At 64.9% G+C, this 19,650-nt stretch carries 13 protein-coding genes; 4 read left to right on the forward strand and 9 right to left on the reverse strand.

Annotation, left to right across the window (positions count from 1 at the left end; all coding sequences use genetic code 11):
• Positions 1–191 precede the first annotated feature (191 nt).
• The 3 genes from ACFSX5_RS02085 to ACFSX5_RS02095 form a co-directional block, all read right to left on the reverse strand.
• A complete protein-coding gene (locus tag ACFSX5_RS02085; protein ID WP_386831315.1) occupies positions 192–2,126 on the reverse strand; it encodes a flagellin in 1,935 nt (644 codons plus the stop codon).
• 14 nt (positions 2,127–2,140) lie between these two features.
• On the reverse strand, positions 2,141–3,976 hold the full coding sequence (flgK, locus tag ACFSX5_RS02090) for a flagellar hook-associated protein FlgK (protein WP_386831316.1): 1,836 nt from the start codon (positions 3,974–3,976) through the stop codon (positions 2,141–2,143).
• Positions 3,977–4,038: 62 nt separating this feature from the next.
• Positions 4,039–6,525, reverse strand: a complete 2,487-nt coding sequence (locus tag ACFSX5_RS02095; protein WP_386831318.1) for a flagellar hook-basal body complex protein — start codon at positions 6,523–6,525, stop codon at positions 4,039–4,041.
• 252 nt (positions 6,526–6,777) lie between these two features.
• Between ACFSX5_RS02095 and ACFSX5_RS02100 the strand changes: the two genes are divergently transcribed.
• A complete protein-coding gene (locus ACFSX5_RS02100) occupies positions 6,778–7,644 on the forward strand; it encodes an ATPase (RefSeq protein ID WP_386831320.1) in 867 nt (288 codons plus the stop codon).
• Positions 7,645–7,711: 67 nt separating this feature from the next.
• Positions 7,712–8,623: a homoserine O-succinyltransferase gene (locus ACFSX5_RS02105; RefSeq protein ID WP_386831322.1), complete on the forward strand. Its 912-nt coding sequence runs from the start codon at positions 7,712–7,714 to the stop codon at positions 8,621–8,623.
• A 38-nt stretch (positions 8,624–8,661) separates the two neighbouring features.
• On the opposite strand, the gene ACFSX5_RS02110 is transcribed toward ACFSX5_RS02105, so the two are convergent.
• A complete protein-coding gene (locus tag ACFSX5_RS02110; protein ID WP_386831324.1) occupies positions 8,662–10,647 on the reverse strand; it encodes a PhoX family protein in 1,986 nt (661 codons plus the stop codon).
• Between the two features lie 183 nt (positions 10,648–10,830).
• On the opposite strand from ACFSX5_RS02110, the gene ACFSX5_RS02115 reads away from it, so the two are divergent.
• Positions 10,831–12,273 (forward strand): YcjX family GTP-binding protein, encoded by a 1,443-nt coding sequence (locus ACFSX5_RS02115; protein ID WP_386831326.1) that lies wholly within the window; start codon positions 10,831–10,833, stop codon positions 12,271–12,273.
• Complete coding sequence (locus ACFSX5_RS02120) at positions 12,270–13,283, forward strand: YcjF family protein (RefSeq protein WP_386831327.1); 1,014 nt, start codon at positions 12,270–12,272, stop codon at positions 13,281–13,283. Before ACFSX5_RS02115 ends, ACFSX5_RS02120 begins: the two co-directional genes overlap by 4 nt.
• 1,387 nt (positions 13,284–14,670) lie before the next feature.
• Here ACFSX5_RS02120 and ACFSX5_RS02125 read toward each other — a convergent pair.
• The 5 genes from ACFSX5_RS02125 to ACFSX5_RS02145 all read right to left on the reverse strand — a co-directional run bounded on the left by ACFSX5_RS02125 (position 14,671) and on the right by ACFSX5_RS02145 (position 19,649).
• Positions 14,671–14,991, reverse strand: coding sequence for a 2Fe-2S iron-sulfur cluster-binding protein (locus ACFSX5_RS02125; RefSeq protein WP_386831329.1), 321 nt, complete (start codon positions 14,989–14,991; stop codon positions 14,671–14,673).
• A 239-nt stretch (positions 14,992–15,230) separates the two neighbouring features.
• Positions 15,231–16,256 (reverse strand): NAD(P)/FAD-dependent oxidoreductase, encoded by a 1,026-nt coding sequence (locus ACFSX5_RS02130; protein WP_386831331.1) that lies wholly within the window; start codon positions 16,254–16,256, stop codon positions 15,231–15,233.
• Between the two features lie 169 nt (positions 16,257–16,425).
• The gene (locus tag ACFSX5_RS02135; RefSeq protein ID WP_386831333.1) at positions 16,426–17,697 is read right to left on the reverse strand and encodes a phosphoadenylyl-sulfate reductase; all 1,272 of its coding nucleotides are present in this window, start codon (positions 17,695–17,697) and stop codon (positions 16,426–16,428) included.
• Complete coding sequence (locus tag ACFSX5_RS02140; protein WP_386831334.1) at positions 17,684–19,339, reverse strand: nitrite/sulfite reductase; 1,656 nt, start codon at positions 19,337–19,339, stop codon at positions 17,684–17,686. Before ACFSX5_RS02140 ends, ACFSX5_RS02135 begins: the two co-directional genes overlap by 14 nt.
• The gene (locus tag ACFSX5_RS02145; protein WP_386831336.1) at positions 19,326–19,649 is read right to left on the reverse strand and encodes a DUF2849 domain-containing protein; all 324 of its coding nucleotides are present in this window, start codon (positions 19,647–19,649) and stop codon (positions 19,326–19,328) included. The genes ACFSX5_RS02140 and ACFSX5_RS02145 overlap by 14 nt, the downstream gene beginning before the upstream one ends.
• Position 19,650: the final 1 nt, after the last annotated feature.

A 19,650-nucleotide genomic window follows, 5' to 3' on the forward strand; every position in this document is an offset into this window, starting at 1 on the left:
CCAAGGCGCAAGCCCTCTCCGCTTCAACCCCGGCGTCATCACCGCGAAAGCGGGGATCTCCTTCTTAGCCACCTGGAACCAGAGATTCCCGCCTTCGCGGGAATGACGCGGTGGATGATTCTTACACAGAGCTGCAAATGGACACGCCCCGCAAAAATGCGAGGCTCTGATTTTGCAGCCTACCGGCCCACTTAGCGCAGGAAGTTGACGAGGCTAAGCTGGCTGACCATCGAGGTCACCTGGTAGCTGGCCGTAAGCCGGGTTTGCAGCGCCAGAATTTCCATCGCCACATCCTCCTTGCTGATCGTTTCCACATCGCTCAGCAGGTTTTCCAGCTGGCCCTTGTAGTTCTTGTGTCGATCGCCCGCAGACTGCAGCGAGGCGCGCGCCACCCCCATTTCCATGGTGATGAGCTCGATCGAGCCTCGCTCGGAGTTGCGCGCCTCCGAAAGCTGCAGTTGCTGGCGCCGCGCCATGGCGTCGAAGCGCCCCTTGGCGGGGTTGAGCTCGGCCGAGTCCGGATCGGGAGCGCCAATGATCTCGGAATAGGTCTCGACGGACATCGCCGCGAACGAGCGCATCATGCGCAGATAACCGCTTTCGTTGGCCTGCATGCCATAGTCGACCCGCCCCGAATCCTCCACCGCGCTCGAAACCGACTGGCGCGGATTGCCCTCTGCGGATGCCGCCGCATCGGTGACCGAGCGGGTCAGCGCCAGCTCAAAGTTCTCGGCGGTTTGCGCCGCAGTGCTGCCGCGGGTGAACTGGCCGGGCCCTGCCTTGCCCTCGACGGCAGTGAGGGTGACTTCGCGCAGCGTGCCGTTGGGCTCCTTGAGCGTCACCGTGACCTTGTCGCCAACCGGGGTAGCCGCCGCAAAGCTCACTTCGACGCCCGAAGGCTCGGTCAGCGCCGGCACCGCCGAAATACTGCCGGTGGCCGATGCCGCGACGATGGAAAAGCCATGCGCCTTGGAGGGAGGAAGGGTCTGGCTGAGCTCGACACTGCCCCCGTCCCGTGCGATCTCGAGACGGCCCATGCCGATGGAGGAAACGGCGGCGCTGCTACCGCGATACCACATGATGGTGTCGCTGCCGTCGGCCACGCGCAGGCTCGTGGCGGTTGCGGGATTACCGGAAACGCGCAGCACCGGCTCGCCCGCCGCGTTGAAGAAGTTTTCCGAGGCGGCAAAGGTGGAGGCTGCGGCCAGCTCACTCCTAGTCAGCGCCTTGAGCGTATCCTCGATGGCGCCCTGGAACGCCATGGCCGTCGCCTTGGGGTTGGCGCCGATCTCGAATTCGTTGCCGGCACCGCTGCCACTGCCATTTGCAACGGCCTTGAGCGTGATCTGGGTTTCGGTGCCGTCCGGCAGGGTGAACCCCAGGGTGATACTGTCACCAACTGCGGGCGGCGTGGTGAACGTAAAGCTGGTGCTGGCCGGCGAGGCCTGGAGGCTTTCGGTACTCGCGATGGCCGAGCCGATCGCGGAAACGGTGGAGAGCTTGTAGCCGAAGGGATGGTCGCCATCTTCGCCGAGCCGCACCGTGGCGCTCGGCGGCGTGGTGGTTTCGACGAGGACGGTCGTCAGCCGTCCCATGTCGTCAGGGCCGGCATCGGCCGCCTTGCGCTCCGTCAGGACAGTCTTATAGCCAGCCCTGCCCCCTGCCCCATCGAGCAGCTCGGCGACGGTGGCCACCGGCGCCTTGTCGGTGATGTTGCCGCCGAAGAGATAGCGGCCGGCGACATCGGAATTGAGCATGGTCACCATCTCGTCGAGCCGCGCCTTGGAGAGGCCGGGAATGGTGACCATGTTGATGTTGTTGGTGCCGTATTGCCCCTGCACCGCCGAATTGCGCGCCTCGCCCTCGATCTTGTCCATCCGGGTCAGGGCATTGTCGTAAAAGCCGAGGCGCAAGGCCACTTGCTCGATATTGGCGCTGTATCCCTCGATGGTGGAAAGGCGCGAGCGCACGGAGAGCGACACCGGCAGGTCGCGGCCCATGTCGGCCAGCGTCTGCGCCTTGAGCCCGGTGCCCAGCTGCATCTGCAGGGTGCCGAACTTGTTCTGCATCTGCGAGATGACCGAAAAGCCGGTCTGCAGGGGAAACATGGACTTGTTGACGATCATCCTGCGTCTTCCCCTCAGGTCGCGGCAAACAGGGCGTCGAGCAGTTCTTTGACCACCGACACGACTCGAGCATTGGCGGCGTAGGCGCTTTGCAGCTCGGTCAGCCGCGCCATTTCTTCGTCGATATTGACCCCATATTCGCTCTCCATCTGCGTGGTGATGGTGTCGAGCGTCAGCTGGCGGTCCGCGTGTGCGGTGATGGCGCTGCCGATCGTGGTGCCCTGGTAGCTCAGCACCTGGCCGATCAGCTGTTCGACGGTGCCATTGAGCTGGTGCCGCCCACCGTTCTGCGCTGGTGCGCCGCCCGAAACGAAGCTCATCTGATTGAGCTGCTTGAGGATGTATTCGGGACGCTTGGCATCGCCCAGCGTCTGCCCCACATCGATCTGCACCAGATGGCGGTTGTCGGCAAGGATTGCCGGGTTGATGGCTATGCGCGAGGCTAGGCCCAGCTTCTGGGGCGGATCGGTATCGAGATTGTTGGTGAAGGCTACCCCGCCGTCGAGGAACAGCGGGATGGCAAGCTCGCCGGTCTGGGTTGCGGTGGCCGTTGTGCGCGTGGTCAGGGCGGTAACGTCGATGCTTCCGCCGCTGCCGTTGTCAAGCACCTGCAACTTGCCCGCGCTGGGGCTGGTGACGTTGAGGGCGGGCAGCTTGCTCTGCAGCAAGGCCGCGGCCGCCGAGGTGTCGCGGAGGTCGAGCGAGATTACTCGCTGCCCGCTGGCATCGACGAAATCCTGGCCATTGGCGCTGTTGACGATGCGCACCCGCTGCTCGACACCGTTGACCGTGTAGTTGAGCAGCATGTCGTTGCCGGGCTGGAGCTGGCTCACATCGGCAAGGAGGCCGTTCCGCCCCGCCCCGCCCGTGGCCGCGGTGCCGGATGTCGTGATGGTGGAAAACGCCGTGGCCATGGCCGCCGCGATTTCATCGAGCTGGTTCTGGGCCTCCACCAGCGTCTTGTCGCGCAGGGTAACCAGTCCAGCAAGTTCGCCACCCTGCAGGACGCCCTGCTGCACCAGATCGATCGTGAGTCCCGATGGCGTGGTCAGCGTCAGCGTGCCGACCTTGCTTTCATTGGTATTGATGGTGGCCTGCGATGTCGCCGCGAGTGACCCGGCTGTGGTGAACTTGAAGCTCGAGATACCGCCGTCGAGGAGGCCGACACCCGAACGCGTCATCAGCGCCACGGTGCCGTCCGGACGATAGTTGGCCTGGATGTCGATGACTTCGGCGACCGAGGCCACCAGCCGGTCGCGCTGATCCAGCAGCGACGCGCGCGCCGTGTCTGTCATGCCCAGGTCGAGCATGCGGTTGTTCACCTCGTTGAGCGACACCAGCATCGCATTGGCTTCGGTGACGTTGTTGGCGATACGCGTTTCGGTTTCCTGGCGCAGCTCCTGGATGACCCCGGAAAGCTCGTTCAGCCGTCGCGCCATGAACTGTGCTTCGGAGACGACGTTAGCCCGCGTCGGATAATCGTCCGGGCTCGTCGCCAGCGCCTGCAGCGAATTCTTGAAGCTGCCGAACATGGCATCGAGCGAACCGGCTGAACCCGGCTTGCCCAGGAAACCCTGCAGCTTGTTGAGGTAGTTGGCGCCGACACTGGAGGCAGCCGTGTCGGAAACCTGTCGGTTGTAATAGGTCTGCAGGCTCTGGCTGAACGCGCGCTCGACACCGGCCGACCGGGCATAGGTGCCGTTGGCCGAATTGTAGTCGATGATGTTGAGCGATTGGCGGTGATAGCCCGGCGTACCCGAGTTCGCGACGTTGCGGGACAGGATCGAGATCGAATCCTGATTGACCCGCAAGCCGGAAACGGCATTGGATAAAGACGAAACCAGACCCATTCTGCGGCCCTCTTGCCTCAAGCTGGCCCGGAATTTCTCCCGGGCCGGTTACCTGGCCGCCGCTAGCGGACCATGTTCAGCGCTTCCTGCAGCATCTCGTCGGCAGTCGAGACGATGCGGGTGCCGGCCGAATAGGCCTGCTGGGTGATGATCAGCTTGGTGAACTCGTCCGAGATGTCGGTGTTGGAAGCTTCGAGTGCGCCCCCGATGATCCCCGAACCCGAAAGATCGAAAATCGGTTCGCCAGATTCCGAGGTTGCCTGGTAAACGCCACCGTCGAGCCGCTTCAGCGAGTTGACGCCGTTGAACTGGGCCGTCACCACCTGCGCCATCTCGATGCGTTCGCCATTGGAATAGGTGGCGACGACGCGGCCGCTGTCGGTGATGGCGACCGAAAGGAATTCACCGGCGCCATAGCCGTTCTGGTTGAGCGTCGAGACGGTCACCGTGCCGTTGACGTCCGCAAATTGCGAGACGCCATTGGTGTCGTGCTGCAGCTCGACATTGCCGATATGGGTGCCGTTGACCGTCAGGTTGCTGATCATGTTGGTGGCCGAGCCCGAGCCCATGATCGAGCCGTTGGCGTCGAACTGATAGCTCTTGCCGGTATTGGTCCAGGCGGTGGCAGCGCCCGTGGCCGTGCTGTCGGAGAGGTAGAACAGGTTCCAGGTATCGACGCCGCCGGTGGCCGCGCTGTCGACCTTGGCCCAGCGCATCTGCACGTTCACCGGTGCGCCATTGCTGGCGTAGACGGTGATGGCACCGCCGGAAATGGATTGGGCGACGAACCGGTCGGCATCCGAGGCGGCGATATCGCCGATGACGCCGGGATTGGCTTCATAGGTTCCTGCAAGGCCCAATGCGGTTGCCGCGGTGCCACCCACCGTGGCCGGGTAGTAGTGATTGTCGCCGAAATCGATCTTGATGACACCGTTCTCGACCCGCAGCTTGGCGCCGGAAGCACCCACGCCGCCATTGGCCTGCAGGTCCGCCTGGATGGCTGCCAGCATCTGATTGATAGAGCCGCCTGCGTTGATCTTGACCTCGCCCGCATCGGCGGTGACGGTTCCGTCGGTGTCGAACTTGTAGCTGCGCGTGGTACCGGCGACGTCGATGGTCAAGGTCTGACCCTTGCCTACGAGGAGATCGGCGCGTGTTTCACCTGCAGTGCTGGCAGCGTTATCTGCTGGCCCGATAACGGAAGTCGGCAGCCCGAACAGTGAGTCGGTATGCTCACCCGAGCCTCGCACGGTGGTGAGCGTCAACGGCTCGGTGCTGTTCGGACCGGGGAAAACCTCCACCTTTCCGTTGCTGAGCTTGACCGTGAGATCGTTGTTTCCCGTCAGGGCGCGCAACTCCATCTGCATCGAAGCGAGAGCCGCATTGATATTGCCATCGGCATCGATCGTGGTCCCGACGCCAGTGGCTCCGGATGCCGGAGACTCACCGAGAGCGTATTCAATATGCAGCTCGCCATTGGCGTAGGTCACAGTTGACCCCGGATGGGCCGCCTGGACCGCCGCCACGAGACGCTCACCAGGCGAAAGCGCCGACGCTGGGAAATTCACCAAGGCACCATTAATCCTGAACGAGCCGCTGCGGATGAGCCCCGCAACGTCGGCAGCATCGATGTTCATAGTGGCTGTAGCACGAGTATCAGGGGTAGGCGGAATACCCGCATCCGGATCACCTGGATCCCCCGGGACAAACGGCGTCGAAACAAAACCGCTGACGACCGAAGTGGGACCACTGTTATTGGTGTCGAAGCGCAAATTGTAGGAGTTCGAGCCGATCCTTACGGTAAGCAAATCGCCATCGTTGACGGCCTCTGTCGCCGGCGCCGTTCCCACAAAGCTTGCTTCGCTCGTCGCGCGAGGCGGAATCTGCGCGATCGTCGAAACGACATTCGTGCCGGTGCGGCTGGGCACAAGCGGACCGCCGCCCACATTGGAAAACGCCCAGGGCTGCAACAGCTCGCTATTGGGCACATTGGGCTTGTAGCTTGCCGTCTTGGGAAGCTGCGGCAGGTTGCCCTGGTAATTGATGGTCTTGGTGACGTTGGCCGGCAGGAAGGCGTTGGAAAGCTTAATGACGCCAGGCACCGACCCGGAAATGTTGCCCGTCGCCGGATCGATTTCGAGGCCCTTGAGGTAGTATCCCGCCCCGTTGACCAGCAAGCCATCCTTGTCGATCTCGAAATCGCCACGGCGGGTGAAGTAGTTCGAGCCGGCAAACACCGAATTGCCGTCGGATTGACCGACCTTGGGCTCGACCACGAAGAAGCCGTTGGTATTGAGCGCGATAAAGGTCTCGTTGGCCGAGGTCTGTATATCGCCCTGGATATTATTGGTAGCACGCGACTGAGCCAGAACGGCCCCGGGCACCTGCGACCTCAGCGGCGCATCAGGGATGAGGTCGAGGAAGCTCGTTTCCATCCGCTTGTAGCCGGTGGTCTGCGAGTTCGCGATATTGCCTGAGATGTTTTCGAGCGCATGAGATTGCGCCCGGAGGCCTGTCACCGCGCTGGAGAGAGCGCCATAAATGCCCATGAGATGCTCCGTGGTCCCGTACTGCGTCGGACAGACGCGTTCACCACACGGATATGCAAACCGGGTGCCAAGGAGCTAAGCCATTGACATGTCATCGAAATGTCAAAGAAATTACTGGCGCCGATCCCGCCGATGGGCAGAAGTCTCCACCTGGAGCGGCAGTTTTTGCCGCTGCTTGTGAGGCGGCGGTTGTTGCATTAAAGCCTGAGCGCTCTCTCGTAGTGGGCAGGGAGCCAGGCAGGCCGGTCACATATGCTGTTCAACACCGTCGATGAGTTCGTGAAGGCCCCGCGGCGCGCCGTCACCGTGTTCGGCATGGCCGGCGTCGGCAAGACGCGGTTGAGCGCCATGCTGCGCGCTTCGAACTGGTTCCACTATTCGGCGGACTACCGCATCGGTACCCGCTACATGGGCGAGGCGATCGTCGACAACTTCAAGCGCGAAGCCATGAAGGTGCCGTTCCTCGCCGAACTGTTGCGCTCGGACTCGATCTACATCTCGTCCAACATAACCTTCGACAATCTCGACCCGCTCTCGACCTATCTCGGCACTCCCGGCAATCCGGACAAAGGCGGCCTGCCCCTTGCCGAATACCAGCGCCGGCAGGAGCAGCACCGCGTCGCCGAGATCGAGGCACTCAAGGACGTGCCGCATTTCATCGAACGCGCTGAGGCCCTTTACGGCTACACCAACTTCATCGCCGATACCGGCGGCTCGCTGATCGAGGTGATCGATCACAACGACCCCGAAGACCCCGTTGTGAAGACCTTGGCCGGTTCCACCGCCCTGCTCTACATCCGCGGCACCGACAAGGACGCCCAGGAGCTGGTGCGCCGCTTCAAGCAGTCGCCCAAGCCGATGTACTACCGGCCGCATTTCCTCGTGGAGAAGTGGAACGAGTACAAGCTGATCCACGGCATCGTCGAGGACGACCAGGTGGATCCCGCCGGCTTCGGCGCTTGGGGCTTCGAGGCGCTGCTGCACGACCGCTTGCCGCGCTACCAGGCGCTGGCCGACAATCTCGGCTATGTGGTGGAGGCCTCGGACCTCGCCACCGTGCGCGACGGTGACGAGTTCGTCGACCTCATGGCGGCGTCGATCGAGAAGCGAATGCGCTAGCGCGTGCCCTCTGGGACACGCGCCTCGCTTGAATCGCCTTCTCACGCTCGCCAGTTAAGGGGCTGAAATGCCTATTCGTATTCCCGACGACCTGCCCGCCCGCAAGACCCTCGAGAGCGAGGGCCTCTATGTCATGGATTCCGCCCGCGCCGCGCGGCAGGACATCCGCCCGCTCGAGATCGGGCTCCTCAACCTGATGCCCAACAAGGAGCGGACCGAGACCCAGTTCGCCCGGCTGATTGGCGCCACGCCCCTGCAGGTCAACCTGTCGCTGGTGCGCGTCACCGACCACAAGAGCAAGAACACCTCGGAAGACTACCTCAACAGCTTCTACCGCACCTGGGAAGAGGTCCGCGGGCTCAAGTTCGACGGCTTCATCATCACCGGCGCGCCGATCGCGCACATCCCCTTCGAGGAGGTGCGCTACTGGCCCGAGATGGTCGAGATCATGAACTGGACCCGCACCAATGTGCACCACACCATGTTCATCTGCTGGGGCGCACAGGCAGCGCTGCACCACTTCCACAACGTCCGCCGCTACCGCATGGACCACAAGGCGTTCGGCGTGTTCCGCCACGACATCGTCAACCCGCGCGTGCCGTGGCTGCGCGGCATGTCGGACCGGCCGATGATCCCGGTGTCGCGCTACAACGACATCGACCGCACCACCCTGCCCGAGCGGCTGGACGTGCTCATCGACAACCAGGACATCGGCCTCTGCATGCTGGAAGACCGCGCCGGTCACGCCGTGTTCTTCCTCAACCATCTCGAATACGACAACCGCTCGCTCGCCGACGAATACGAGCGTGACGTCAAGGCCGGTCTCGACACCGCCCCGCCGGTAAACCTGTTCCCGAACGGTGATCCCACCAGGGAGCCCGAGAACCGCTGGCGCAGCCACGCGCACCTGTTGTTCCAGAACTGGATCAACGAGATCTACCAGACCACCCCCTACGAACTGGAAAAGATCGGCGAATAGCGAAAGGGGCCGGCTGATACCGGCCCCTTCCTTTTGCCTCAGACCGCGATCTTGCCGCCGCCCTGCCTGGTGATTGCCACCACCGACGGGCGGACCGGCATGTCGGGGTTGAAATCCGGCCAGCGGGTGGAGAGGTCCTCGTAGTAGGACACGCGCCCGAAGCCTTCCCAATCGTCGCCGCCATCGGCCGGGTGCTGCACCGCGACGAACGCCGTCTCGTCGTCCGGCGTGAACAGCGGCCCGCACATCTCGGCGCCCACCGGCACGCGGAAGAACAGCTTGGAGGTGGCGCGGGCATCGCCCTCGGTGTCCACGGCCCACAGCCCATCCGTGCGGCCGGTATCGGACGGATTGTTGCCATCCGTCGACACCCAGAGCCGGCCCAGCGAGTCCACCGCGCAGTTGTCGGGCATGCCGAACCAGCCGTTCTCGGTGGTGGCGCTGGAGAAGGTGGCACCGACCTCGGCGATGGACGGGTCACCGCACTTGAGCAGCACCTCCCAGGTGCCGGTGGTGGCGGCGAAATCCCCATCCGCCTCGGCGATTTCGATGATGTGGCCGAAGGCGTTCTCGGCGCGCGGATTGACGCCATCCACCTGCTCGGCCGTGCGGCGGGTGTTGTTGGTCAGCATGACATAGACCTTGCCGTTGACCCCGTTGGGTTGGATGTCCTCGGGGCGGTCCATCTTGGTGGCGCCGAGCAGGTCCGCGGCGCGGCGGGTCTCGATGACGATATCGGCCTGCGAGCCGAAGCCGTTCTCCTCGGTCAGCGGCCCTTCGCCATGGACCAGCGGCAGCCACTCCATGGAACCGTCCTCGGCGAAGCGGGCGACATAGAGCGTGCCTTCGTCGAGCAGGTCCATATTGGCGGCGCGGTCGTCGGGGTTGTAGCTGCCGGCGGTGACGAACTTGTAGACATAGTCGAAGCGCTCGTCGTCGCCGAGATAGAACACCACCCGGCCGTCCTTGTTGACGATCGACTCGGCGCCCTCATGCTTGAAGCGGCCGAGCGCGGTGCGCTTCTTGGGCATCGTATTCGGGTCCATCGCGTCGACCTCGACGATATAGCCGAATCGGTTCGGCTCGTTCGGCTCCTTGGAGATGTCGAACCGGTCGTAGAAATTGGCCCATTCATACGAGCCTTCCGGAATGCCCAGCCGGTCGTAGTTGGCAGCCTCGGGGTGGTCGGCCGGCAACTCGCCGCTGAAATAGCCGTGGATGTTCTCCTCGGCCATGATGTAGGTGCCCCAGGGGGTGACACCGCCGGCGCAGTTGTTGATGGTGCCGAACACCCTGGTGCCGGTCGGATCGGCATTGGTCTTGAGCCGGTCGTGCCCGGCAGCCGGACCGGTGATTTCCATTTCGGTATTGGCGGTGATGCGGCGATTGAGAGCGCCTTCCTTGACCACCTGCCACTTGCCGTCGACCTTGCGGATTTCCACGATGGTGCCGCCGTGGGCGGCGAGTTCGACGTCGACCTGCTCCTTGGTCAGCGGGTTCATGGTCATCTCGCCCTCGACCAGCGTCACGAGGCCGGGGAACATCAGATGCGGGTTGGTGTATTCGTGGTTGACCACCAGCAGGCCGTGCTCGGACGAGCCTTCCAGCGGGATATAGCCGACATAGTCGTTGTTGTAGCCGAACTGGCGTTCCTGCGCGGCTGCTGTCTGCGCCGTCGGGTCGAACTCGGGCGCATCGGGGAACAGGCCATCGCCCCAGCGCAGCAGGATGTCGGCGTCATAGCCCTCGGCGACGTGGTGGGTCTCGTCGATGCCGGCCTCCACCTCGGTGAAGGAGAAGGCCGAGCCGCCTTCCTGCGCGCGGGCCGGACGGGCGCTCAGCAGCGCCAGCGGGCTGACGGTCGCGGCAATGGCGGACACCGCCAGCGAGCCGGCCAGGAAGCCGCGGCGCGAGAAGCGGGCGATGATCAGCTCGCCCATGGTCGGGTTGGCGCTGTGGTTGCGCGGTTCGGCGTCGGCGGCCTCGAGTTGCGAGGTCTTGAAGATGGGCGTCTGGTCGGTCATCGCGATGCTCCTCAACAGCATGTTCGGTGCGAACTGGGAGCGGATGTATTGGCGGCCTTCGACAGCCGGGCGACAGTTCCGTGACGGTTCGGCGACAATGCACAGCCCCGTCGGCAGGGCGCCAAGCCCTTGCAACGGGCGCAGAACCGCCTACCTTCCACCCAGCCGAGGAGACCACTGCGCTTGCCCCAACCTCCGACCACGATCGTCGATGAACTGGGCATCGCCCTCGCCAATCTCGCCGACAACGCCACCGGCGCTTTCGTGCCGACCCTGCGGCTCGGGGTGACGGGTCTCAGCCGGGCCGGCAAGACCATCTTCATCACCGCGCTGGTGCACAACCTGCTCACCATGGGGCGGCTGCCCGGCTTCGCCGCCTTCGCCGAGGGAAGGTTCATCGGCGCGCGCCTGGCCGAGTATCCCGACGCCACCATTCCCCGCTTCGCCTATGAGCAGCATCTGGCGACGCTCACCGGCCGTCCCCCCGAATGGCCCGAGGGCACGCGGCGGATCTCGCAATTGCGGCTGGTGCTGAAGTTCCAGTCTGGCAAATGGCTCTCCGGCTGGCGCGGCCCGGCGTCGCTCAACCTCGATATCGTCGATTATCCCGGCGAGTGGCTGCTCGACCTGCCGCTTCTCGGCCTCAGCTATGCAGAGTGGAGCCGCGAGGCGCTGGAGCGGGCAGAGGGACACGGTGCCGAGGCTGCTGGCTTCCTCGAAGCTCTGGGTGGCGTCGATCCGCTCGCCGAGGCCAGCGACCTTGCCGCCGAGCATCTGGCCCTCGCCTTCACCGACTATCTGCGCCAGAGCCGCGAACTCGGCGCCATGTCGACGCTGCCGCCGGGGCGGTTCCTGATGCCGGGCGACCTCGAGGGCTCCCCTGCCCTGACCTTTGCGCCGCTGCCGCCGCAGCAGGCCGCCCGTAACGGCACGCTCTACGCGATGCTGGAACACCGCTACGAGGCCTACAAGGACCGGGTGGTGCGCCCCTTCTTCCGCGACCACTTCGCCCGGCTCGACCGGCAGGTGGTGCTGGTGGATACGCTCAAGGCGCTGAACGCCGGCCCGGCCGCCGTGGCGGACCTCGAAACGGCACTGACAGCAGTGCTGGCCTGCTTCCGCCAGGGCGACGTCAACCCGCTGCTGCGCCCCTTCAGCAAGCGCATCGACCGCATCCTGTTCGTCGCCACCAAGGCCGACCACGTCCACCACACCAGCCACGACCGGCTGGAGGCGATCCTCAACCGCCTCGTCGCTGATGCCGCGCGGCGCGCCCGCTTTGCCGGTGCCGAGAGCCGCTCGCTGGCGGTCGCCGCCATCCGGGCCACGGCCGAGGGCACCATCAACGAGGGCGGCGAAACCCTGCCGGCGCTGATCGGCACGCCGGTGGCCGGCGAAGAGCTGGACGGCATCACCTATGACGGCAAGACGGAAATCGCTTTGTTCCCCGGCGACTTGCCGGCCGATCCGGATTCTGCACTGAAGGGTGAGCCGCCGGTGATGCTCAACTTTCTGCGCTTCGCCCCGCCCTCGAGGCTCGAGCGCAATGCCGCCGGCGATGTGGTGCTGCCCCATATCCGTTTCGACCGCGCCATCGACTACCTGATCGGAGATTGGCTGGCATGAAGCGCCCCGTAGCCCGCCCCGTCGGCAACAGCGACACCGCCTCCACCGACCCCGTGCGGATGCCGCGCGCCTTCACGCCCGAGCGGGCGGAGGTGACAGAAGCGAGTTTCGAGCCGGTCGAGGAAGCGCCCCTGGTGTCCCCCTCCATGCCCAGAATGGGCTGGCTCGGCCGCATCGCCTGGGCGACCGGCGGGGCGTTGGTCGCGACGGGCATCGGCCTTGCCGCCGACCGGCTGATCCGCGACCTGTTCGCCACCCAACCCTGGCTCGGCTATGTTGGGCTCGGCCTGCTCGGCGCATTCGTCGTCGCGGTGCTGGCGCTGGTGCTGCGCGAGATGCTGGCGCTGCGCCGCCTGCGCGTGCTCGACGCGCTCCGCGCCGACGCCGAGGCAGCCATCGCCGGCAATGACCGCAAGGCCGCTGGAGCCGTCGCCGACACCCTGCTCGGCATCTATGGCGGGCGCGCCGACCTGGCTCGCGCCCGCACCGAGACCGAAGGGCACCTGCCGCATCTGTTCGATGGTACCGAGGTCGTGGCCCTCACCGAACGGAGCCTGCTCGCCCCGCTCGATGCCCGGGCCAGGGCGCTCACCGCCGCTTCGGCCCGCCGCGTGGCGCTGGTGACCGCCGTCTCCCCACGCGCACTGATCGACATCGCCTTCGTAATTTATGAAAGCGTGCGGCTGGCCGGTTCCATCGCCCGCCTCTACGGCGCCCGCCCCGGCTTCTTCGGCTCCTGGCGCCTCACCGGCGCCGTCCTCAGCCACCTCGCCGTCACCGGCGGCCTCGTGCTGACCGACGGCCTTGTCGAGCAACTGGTGGGCCAGGGCCTCGCGGCCAAACTCTCCGCCCGCCTCGGCGAGGGCGTCGTCAACGGCCTGATGACCGTACGCGTCGGCATCGCCGCCATCCGCGTCGTCCGCCCCCTGCCCTACCACACCCAAAAGCCGCCCACGGTGCGGGACTTCATCCCGGCGCTGACCAACGTAGTGAAGGACGCGGCAACCTAAGGCCCTGCGTCCGCCCACACTCGATGTTACCCCGGCCCCTGGGTCCCGTCGCGCCCGAGGGCAAGCTCTTGAGCCGTCAAGTAAGGCCCCGCGGCCGCCCCACCGCCGATGTCACCCCGGCCTTGGGCCCGCAACGTAAGGCCCCCGCGACCACCTCACACTCGATGTCACCCCGGCCTTGAACCGGGGCCCATCTCGAGATGCCTGCACGGCCGCCAGATGTCGTGTCGGCACCTCAGGATGGATCCCCGCTTCCGCGGGGATGACACCGAGGGTGTGGCGAGTAGCAACCCAAGAACACGAGCAACCACTGGTGCCGTGTTCATCGTCTCCCTCCCCCTTGTGGGGAGGGATCAAGGGTGGGGGATCGACGCATCGACCCACGCAGGCTACGCCGCCAGCTTCTCCGCCATCGCCTCGCGGGACGCAAGACCTTTGCAGCCCGCCCACACTCGATCTCACCCCGGCCCCCGGGTCGCGTCGCGCCCGAGGGCAAGTTCTTGAGCCGGGTCCCATCCTGAGATGGCACCACCTGCCGCTAGATGTCGTGTCCGCACCTCAGGATGGATCCCCGCTTGCGCGGGGATGACACCGAGGGTGTGGCGAGTAGCAAGTGCCCAAGAACACGAGCAACCACTGGTGCCGTGTTCATCGTCTCCCTCCCCCTTGTGGGGAGGGATCAAGGGTGGGGGATCGACGCATCGACCCACGCAGGCTACGCCGCCAGCTTCTCCGCCATCGCCTCGCGGGACGCAAGACCTTTGCAGCCCGCCCACACTCGATCTCACCCCGGCCCCCGGGTCGCGTCGCGCCCGAGGGCAAGCTCTTGAGCCGGGTCCCATCCTGAGATGGCACCACCTGCCGCTAGATGTCGTGTCCGCACCTCAGGATGGATCCCCGCTTGCGCGGGGGCTTCGAGCCGGCCGCAGGCGAAATCGCTCCGGTGGAGCGATTTCAGGCGAGAAGGCCATGAGGCTGTGCCCGAATGGCTGACAGCCGATGGGTTGGCACAGATCGTGCGCCACATCTGGCTCACGAGGGGCACGATACTGCAACACCCCCGATGTCACCCCGGCCCCCGGGTCGCGTCGCGCCCGAGGGCAAGCTCTTGAGCCGGGGCCCATCCTGAGATCTCACCACCTGCCGCCAGATGTCGTGTCGGCACCTCAGGATAGCTCCCCGCTTCCGCGGGAATGACACCGAGGGTGTGGCGAGTAGCAAGTGCCAAGAACACGAGCAACCACTGGTGCCGTGTTCATCGTCTCCCTCCCCCTTGTGGGGAGGGATCAAGGGTGGGGGATCGACGCGGGGATGACAATCGAGTTCGTGACGCCGGCTTGGGCGCGCCGCCGGTATGCCGCACCCCCGCCACGATGCAAGGGCCGCCTCAGTCCTTGCTGGCGCTGGCAGCGAGGGTGAGCTTGAGGCCGTCGAGCGCATCGCTGCACAGGATCTGGCAGGAGAGGCGCGAGTTGGAGCGGACATCGCCGACGGTGTCGAGCATCTCCTCTTCCTCCTCACTGGGGACGCCAACGGTCGCGAGCCAGTCCTGGTCGACATAGACATGGCAGGTGGCACAGCTCAGCCCGCCGCCGCACTCGGCCTTGATGTTGAGGCCCCAATCGCGGATGACCTCCATCACCCGCCAGCCCTCGAGCCCTTCGAGCTCATGGGTTTCGCCGGCCTGGTCGGTGACGTGGATCTTCATCGGGCGCTCCTCAACAACAGGCCGTGGTTAGCTGCCGCACCGTGGTGAGGCAAGGGGACGAACGTCGCGCCAGTCCGTCGTTCATATCGCAAACGCATCCACACCCCCGATTGTCATCCCCGCGAAAGCGGGGACCCATCCTGAGATCTCAAGATGGTCCCCGGCTCAAGAGCTTGCCCGCGCGCGACGCGACCCTGCGGCCGGGGTGACACCGATTATGTGGCGAGCGACCGCGCCGCCTAAACCACCCCAAGCTTCTTCTGCAGCTTGGTGGAGCTGGTGGTGTACTGGAACACCACGCGCTCGTCGGGGGAGATGATCTTCTTGGCGGCCTGGGCCATCAGCGCGGCCTCGTGGAAGCCCGAGAGAATGAGCTTGAGCTTGCCCGGGTACCAGTTGATGTCGCCGATGGCGAACACGCCGGGCACTGAGGTCTCGAATTTCTCGGTGTCGACGACGATGGTGTTGTCGTTCAGTTCGAGACCCCAGTCGGCGACCGGGCCGAGCTTCATGGTGAGACCGAAGAACGGCAACAGCCGCGTTGCCGGGATGGAGAGGTCACCGGCCTCGGTGGTGAGGTGCACGTGGTTGAGCTGCCCGTCCTCGCCGTCGATCCTGGCGATCTGGCCGAGCTGGAAGTTGATCTTCCCCTCGGCGACCATGTCCTTCATCTTGTTGACCGAAGCCGGGGCGGCCTTGAAGGCGTCGCGGCGGTGGACCAGCGTCAGCGTGCGCACGATCGGCTGCAGGCTGAGGGTCCAGTCCAGCGCCGAGTCACCGCCCCCGACGATCACCACGTCCTGGTCGCGGAAGTCGTCCATCTTGCGCACGGCATAGAAGACCGACTTGTTCTCGTAGGCCTCGATGCCGTCGACCGGCGGGCGCTTGGGCTGGAAGGAGCCGCCGCCGGCCGCGATCACCACCACCTTGCAGTGAAAGGTCTCGTCGGCATCGGTGGTCAGCTTGAAGCTGCCGTCGGCCTGCTTCTCGAGCGTGTTGACCATGCGCGAAAAGTGGAACTCGGGCGAGAACGGCGCGATCTGCGCCATCAGATTGTCGGTGAGTTGCTGACCGGTGACCACCGGGAACCCCGGGATGTCGTAGATCGGCTTTTCCGGATAGAGCTCGGCGCACTGACCGCCCGGGCGATCGAGAATGTCGATGAAATGGCATTTGACGTCGAGCAGCCCGAGTTCGAAGGCGGCGAACAGGCCGCACGGCCCCGCGCCAATGACGACGACATCGGTGGTGATCTCAGTGCTCATCTCAGTCTCTGCTCGTGGGCTGACGCCCGTTTCGGCTGAGCGTCATCCCCGCGCAGGCAGGGATCCATTCTTTCCAGGACACACCTGGCAATGGGCTCCCGTGTTCGCGGGAACGACGCGGTGGTAGGGATGGCCTGCGGCCAATCCTGACAAGTGGGCTCCGCTTACCTCAATGGGCGCGGCGAAGGAAGGGGCGGGTGCCGGCCGGCACTTCGGTCAGTCCCACCGGCTGATAGAACAGCGCCACCTCCGGCAGCCGGTTCTCGATCAGCGCCCGGCGGGTCGGTTCGTGCTCGACCACGAAGGCATTTATGCCGCAGCGCCGCATCAGCGGTATCTGATCCTGCAAAACGTCCCCGATTGCCCGCACTTCCCCGCTGTAGCGGTAACGTTCCGCAAGCAGACGTGCGGTGGAATACCCCCGTCCGTCGGTGAATGCAGGGAAGCGGATGGCGATCGAGGCGAAGCGGCCGAGGTCGTTTTCGACATCTTCCACCTTCTCACCGGGCGTGACCAAGAGGCCCAGCGGGTGCGGGTTGGCGAGGAAAGCGTCACGGTCGGCGAGAAAAACCTGAAGCGGCACATGCACATATCGCGCCGTGCTCGGGTCCGTCCCCTCCTCCCAGGCCTTGAACGGATCGGCGATGAAGGCCCCGTCCTTCCACAGGGTATGGCGGACAGCAGTCATCGGCTTGGCGATCGCTCCATTGAAGTCGTAATGGATGCCGCATTCCTTCTTGTTGAGGCCGCGCCACCGTCCGGCGCGCGGATCCTCGCCCTCGGAAACGATCGAGGTGCAGGGCGCGCAGCCAATGGACCTGTAGCCCCTAGCGTAGAGCGGATGCTCGGGCAAGTTGTGCTGTTGGCGGTACTCGATCACGTCCGCATCGGAGAAGTAGGCCAGCGGATTGACCTTGATGCGGTCGTCGCTGGTGAGCTCGAAATGCGGCAGTACACCGCGTTCCTTGGTCTGGTAGCGCTTGCGTCCGGTAACCCAGCCGCCGAACATCTCGGTCACCGGCTCCAGCGGCTCGGTCTTGCGGATGAAGCAACAGGAGTCCGGGTCCGTCTCCCAAAGATCGCCCTGGGGATCGAAGCGGGCGATGTCGGAACTCGCCGGATGGATGGCGACGACGTTGGTGAGGCCTAGGTGCTGCTTCAGCGTTTCAACATAGTCCAGCGTCTCGGCGAAATGCTTGCCGGTCTCAAGGAAATAGACCGGCAGGGAGGGATCGACCTGCGAGACCATATGGAGCAGGACGGCAGAGTCCGCACCGAAAGAGGACACGATGGCGAGGTCGCCCGGCAGCACTTCGGTTGCGGCGTAGCGGAGCACGCCGACGGCGTCCATCTCGTCAAACATGCCGTTGAGGGCGAGAATGCCGAGGGCACGCAGCTTGTCCTGCGCGGCCGGAGCGGGTGCAAGCTTAGGCAGCGCCATAGAGAGCCTCCTTGAACGGCGCATCGCCTAGGCGGCGATAGGCATCGATGAAGCTCTCGCCCTCGGTGCGGCGCGCGATGTAGGTGTCGACGAGCTTCTCGATGGCGGCGGGGACGGCCTCGGCCTCGAAGCCGGGGCCGATGATCTTGCCGACAGCCGCCTGCTCGGTGGCGTCGCCGCCGAGGGTGATCTGATAGAGCTCGCCGCCCTTTTTCTCCACCCCGAGAATGCCGATGTGGCCCGCATGGTGGTGGCCGCAGGCATTGATGCAGCCCGATATCTTGATCTTGAGTTCGCCGATTTCCTTCTGACGGTCCGGCGCAGAGAAAGCCTTGGAGATTTCCTGCGCCAGCGGGATCGAACGGGCATTGGCCAGCGCGCAATAGTCGAGGCCCGGGCAGCAGATCATGTCGGCGATGGTTCCGACATTGCCCTCAGCGAGCCCCGCAGCCACCAGCGCATCGTAGACGGTGCGGAGGTCCGCCAGCGCCACATGCGGCAACACCAGATTCTGCTCGTGGGTGACGCGGAGTTCGTCATAGGAATAGCGCTCGGCGAGGTCAGCAACGACCTCCATCTGCTCGGCAGTGGCGTCTCCAGGAGCGCCGCCAACCGGCTTCAGCGAAACGGTGACCGAGGCATAGCCCGGCTGCTTGTGGGCGTTGAGGTTGTTGTCGAGCCAGCGGCCATAGGCCGGATCGAGGATCGACTCGTAGGCAATGTCGAGTTTGGTAACCGACTGGTTGCGGAAATCCGGTGGTGCAAAGTAGGTGGTGATGCGCTCCACCTCCTCCTGTGGCAGCGTCAGCACGCCGCCACGGATCTGGGCGAACTCGGCCTCCACCTGCCCCTTGATGCTCTCCAGGCCCTCTTCGTGCACGAGGATCTTGATGCGGGCCTTGAACTTGTTGTCGCGCCGGCCGTAGCGGTTGTAGACGCGCAGGATGCTCTCGAGATAGGCGAGCAGGTGCTCGTTGGGAACGAAGCTGTTGATCAGCTTGGCCACCATCGGCGTGCGTCCGAGCCCGCCGCCGACCCAGACTTCCCAGCCGATTTCCCCGGCGGCATTGGTCGCCGCCTGCAGACCGATGTCATGGAGGCGAATGGCGGCGCGGTCATGGGTCGCGCCGGTGATTGCGATCTTGAACTTGCGCGGCAGATACGAGAATTCCGGATGGAGGCTCGACCACTGGCGGATGATCTCGGCAACCGGCCGCGGATCGATGATCTCGTCGGCGGCAGCGCCGGCAAACTGGTCGGTGGTGACATTGCGGATGCAGTTGCCCGAGGTCTGGATCGAGTGCATCTCCACACTCGCCAGCTCCTTGAGGATGGCCGGCACGTCGCTGAGGCGCGGCCAGTTGAACTGGATGTTCTGCCGGGTGGTGAAGTGGCCGTAGCCGCGGTCATAGGTGCGGGCGATGTGGGCGAGCTTGCGCAACTGGCGCGACGAGAGCGTGCCGTAAGGCACGGCGATGCGCAGCATATAGGCGTGGAGCTGCAAGTAGAGCCCGTTCATCAGCCTCAAGGGCCGGAACTGCTCTTCCGTCATCTCGCCGGACAGGCGCCGCTTCACCTGATCGGCGAACTGTTCCGTACGGCCGGCGACGAAAGCCGCGTCGAATTCGTCATATCGATACATGGTCGTCCTTACCCAGACGCTGGCGGTCGAAGGGCACGCCGTTCAGATTGAGGGGCGCGGTGGGGCCCGCCGCCCGGATGCGTTCACGCAGGCGCTTCGGCACGATCGTGCCGCCGACCCGCTCTACTTCCTCGATTTCGATGCTGTTGATGCGGCCGGTGGCCTTGCTCGCGGCAATGGCCGCGTCGCGTGCTTCGGCCTCATCCTTGCCGAAGAGTCGAGCCGCCTGCAGATCCTCGATCCAGCGGCCGGAAGCATCGAGATAGACTGTGGCGCCGCTGATCAGCTCGTTGCCGGTGAGGATTTCCATA

Origin of the sequence: Devosia albogilva (assembly GCF_042685625.1) — a bacterium.
In the GTDB taxonomy this organism is placed as follows: Bacteria; Pseudomonadota; Alphaproteobacteria; order Rhizobiales; family Devosiaceae; genus Devosia; species Devosia albogilva.